2 protein-coding genes are annotated in these 1,085 nt (G+C 55.9%); one reads left to right on the top strand and one right to left on the bottom strand.

The window, feature by feature from the left end:
* A partial coding sequence (locus CKO40_RS23745; RefSeq protein ID WP_200348409.1) for a group II intron maturase-specific domain-containing protein occupies window positions 1-346 on the top strand: 346 nt, incomplete at its 5' end.
* Window positions 347-446: 100 nt separating this feature from the next.
* Here CKO40_RS23745 and CKO40_RS23740 read toward each other — a convergent pair.
* A complete protein-coding gene (locus tag CKO40_RS23740) occupies window positions 447-866 on the bottom strand; it encodes a DUF6188 family protein (protein WP_200348929.1) in 420 nt (139 codons plus the stop codon).
* Window positions 867-1,085 lie beyond the last annotated feature (219 nt).

Genomic DNA, 1,085 nt, shown 5'->3' with positions numbered 1-1,085 from the left:
GATGGCGTACCGGCTCAAGAAACTCTCCGAATACGTCCGTGGTTGGATGGGCTACTTCGGCATCTCGGACTACTACCGGCCGATTCCCGAGCTGGACCACTGGCTGCGGCGGCGCATCCGCCTGTGCGACTGGAAACAGTGGCGCGGGGTGCGCAATCGCATTCGCCAGTTGCTGGCCCTGGGGTCGTCGAAGCGTGCCGCGATCTGGACGGGCATGAGCTCCAAGAGCGACTGGCATCTGTCCCGCTCGCTGGGCACGCAAACCGGGATGACCAATGACTGGCTGAAAGGCCAGGGCTTGATCAGCATTCGCGATCAGTGGATGAAAGCGCATGGCTATGCCTAAAGCGTCGTGTGCTCCCTTCTTGTGAATCGCCTAGTGCGGACCCGCATGCTAGGTGGTGTGGGGAGGGCGGGCTAAACACCCGCCCTTACCCGATTAGGCACTATTTGCTCCACCCGCTCAGTTCCCCACCACCTTGGGCAACCACTTGGTAACCCGATGGTGCAGTAATACCCCAGCTTTCATATCCGCTTGATATTGGGATGACCTCTAGCCGTAGACCGCCAGAAAACTTAATAACTAAATCAGCGGTTCCTTCTCGTACTTCAACTTGCGAGATTGCGTGGGAAGCAAGAATTTCTGCTGCGACTTCCGCTGCATCTAACGGTGCGGCAAGGCCGTATTGCTGTTTATGATCTTCGCTACTAATTGCAATTACACCATTTTTCAATATGCGCCAAGGACATTCTGCGCCAATGCCAACGCTAGCTTCAAAGCCGAAAACCCATTGATCAGGTTCACTTAATTGAACGACGGCAATTTCGCGGCCAACCATCCATGAAAAATCGAAGGGCTCAGTCATTTTCCGTGCGTAACGACAAGCGTAACCTGCCGCGTACTGGCTGGCGGGAGCGCAGCGACCGCTAGCCAGTATGAGGTCAGGTTGACGCTATTGTGTACGCCCGGCATGGGCATGAACTGATGGGGTGAAAGTCCCCTGTAGGAGTACCTGTAGTGTCCTCTTGGACCAATAGAACTACTAGCCGACGGCAAGGGCAAACCCGCGAGGGGATGTCTGGAG

The sequence above is a fragment of the Halochromatium glycolicum genome, from assembly GCF_016584085.1.
GTDB lineage: Bacteria > Pseudomonadota > Gammaproteobacteria > Chromatiales > Chromatiaceae > Lamprobacter > Lamprobacter glycolicus.
The sequence above is the reverse complement of the archived record's forward strand: the minus strand, read 5'-3'. Positions and strand labels throughout refer to the sequence as shown.

Bases quoted from the DNA above. Each gene is read 5' to 3' on its own strand.
- CKO40_RS23740 (WP_200348929.1), bottom strand. From the start codon at position 866: ATGACTGAGCCCTTCGATTTTTCATGGATGGTTGGCCGCGAAATTGCC.